Source organism: Roseovarius sp. YIN77, from assembly GCF_057219155.1.
Map to the genome: position 1 here is coordinate 1 of NZ_JBXVVI010000046.1, position 1,905 is coordinate 1,905.

Annotated in this window: 4 protein-coding genes; 3 read left to right on the plus strand and 1 reads right to left on the minus strand. The window is 55.6% G+C overall.

The features are described 5' to 3' along the window. The coding region (locus AC2D8P_RS16470; protein WP_484703975.1) for a TetR/AcrR family transcriptional regulator at nt 1-365 on the minus strand (365 nt) is incomplete at its 3' end. Between the two features lie 191 nt (nt 366-556). Here AC2D8P_RS16470 and AC2D8P_RS16475 point away from each other — a divergent pair. The 3 genes from AC2D8P_RS16475 to AC2D8P_RS16485 all read left to right on the plus strand — a co-directional run. Further along, complete coding sequence (locus tag AC2D8P_RS16475) at nt 557-1,102, plus strand: YgjV family protein (protein WP_484703976.1); 546 nt, start codon at nt 557-559, stop codon at nt 1,100-1,102. A gap of 74 nt (nt 1,103-1,176) precedes the next feature. Continuing rightward, nucleotides 1,177-1,548, plus strand: a complete 372-nt coding sequence (locus tag AC2D8P_RS16480; RefSeq protein ID WP_484703977.1) for a DsrE family protein — start codon at nt 1,177-1,179, stop codon at nt 1,546-1,548. Nucleotides 1,549-1,576: 28 nt separating this feature from the next. Further along, nucleotides 1,577-1,905 (plus strand): rhodanese-like domain-containing protein (locus tag AC2D8P_RS16485; protein ID WP_484703979.1); only part of this gene is annotated, 329 nt, incomplete at its 3' end.

Below are 1,905 nucleotides of genomic sequence, written 5' to 3' on the forward strand. Positions count from 1 at the left end.
TCAAAGTGTTCGTCCTCGTAAGTGTAAAGCGCATACATGCATCCGCGTGGCGGGTTGTTCGGGTCCGCAAGGTAGGTTTCAAAATCCTTCAGAAACTTCATCATCTGATCCATGGGATCGTCATACGTCGCCTCTGCCTGGGCCATGAAGGTGCGGAACATGTTCATGTCGCCTTCGGCATACCAGGCCATCAACTGTGCGGCCAAATCGGATTTTGATTTGAAGTGATGGAAGAAGGCGCCCTTTGTCAGCCCGGTTTCGGACAGGATGTTATCGATCGATGTCCCGGCAAATCCCTTGGACATGACCAACCGCTTTGCGGATTGCAGCAGTTTTTCTCGAGTCGATTCGGCCTTGGTGAGCATCTAAGCCTCCATACAAACTAGTCTGTATATATTTTGAAGCCGGGAAATTTACAAGGATTTCAGCAATAAAAGAGTCAATAAATTAGATATACTTAGCAGAATCTTGTGAAATTCCGACGAAAAAACCGTTGACTACATACCAATTGGTTTGCCATACATACCGACCAGTTGGTATGTTAACGGAGGATGCCATGACCCTGACAGTCACACAGTTGATCGATCCTGCCTTTGCGCCAGCTTTCGGTGTGGCTGGTCTGGCAGCGCAGATGATCTGGCCGCTTTTCCGTACCCGTGAAACGATCCTGATGGTGCAGCTGGGCGGCGTCTGTTCCTATGCAACCAGCTATGCGCTGATGGGTCAGACCTCGGCGACCGCCACCTGCCTGCTCGGCGCTATTCAAACCACCATCGCATTGATCGCTGGCAATCGCCCATGGCTTAGCCGTGCTGGTTACGCGTTCATCCCCGCCGCACTGATCCTTGGCCTCATGACTTATTCAGGGCTGCCCACGCTGTTAGTCATCGCCGCCTGCGGCCTCAGCATGATCGGACGCATGCAGCGTGACCCGCTGAAAATGCGCAGCGTGCAGATGTCCGCAACGCCCTTTGGCGCGACTCATGATCTGATCGTTGGCGCCTGGCCGGCTGCTATTGGGGCTGTTGTGTCCTTCACAATCGCCGCTGTCGCATTTCGCCGCGAACTGCGCCTGCGCAACCAAGCAGAACAAACCTCATGACCCCGCAACAAGATCCCGCCCGGACCGGGACCCGTCCGGATCTAATCCATCCAAATCAGCAAAGGAGTATCAAGATGGAAGATCAAACCAAGAAACTGGCAATCGTCGTATCCCGTGGCCTTGATGATGAACGCGCAACTGTCGCCTTCACAATCGCCAATACCGGTCTGGCCGCCGGGCAACAGGTCACCCTGTTCATGGTCAGCGCCGCCGTCGATGTGGTTCGCAAAGGGGCTGCCGATAATGTCCAGATGAACCCGTTCGATCCGCCCCTGAAAGAGCTGATCGACAACTTTCAGGCCAATGGCGGCCGGATACTGGTCTGCCCGCCCTGCGCCAAGGTCCGCGGCTATGAAGAGTCCGACTTCATCGACGGCGTTCAGGTCGTCGGATCACCAGCGCTGCATGCGCAGATCGTCGACGGCGCGGCCACATTGAGCTTCTGAGAAACCAGACCTTACAAGGAGAATGAAAATGACATCCTGCACAGATACTGGCGCAACTGAAAACGCCACCACGACCCCGATCTCTGCCGAAACAGCTCACGGCTATCACGGTCGCGCAGGCGTCGAATTTGTCGACCCCCGCCCGGCAGAGGTGATCGCCGCCACCACCGGCAAAATCCCCGGCGCAAGGCTGATTTCCATCGATGATGTCGAGGCCGGCAACCTGCCCCCGGTCTTTGCCGATCACACTCTGCATATCATCACCACTTGTCAGGCGGGCCCAATGGCCCATCGCACGGCAGAGGCCTTTGCCAAGCAAGGTTTTGCGAATGTGAACTGGATCAAAGGTGGCACCCA

Excerpts from the sequence above, each read along its gene's own strand:
- AC2D8P_RS16475 (WP_484703976.1), top strand. The coding sequence starts at position 557 with ATGACCCTGACAGTCACACAGTTGATCGATCCTGCCTTTGCGCCAGCT.
- AC2D8P_RS16480 (WP_484703977.1), top strand. The coding sequence starts at position 1,177 with ATGGAAGATCAAACCAAGAAACTGGCAATCGTCGTATCCCGTGGCCTT.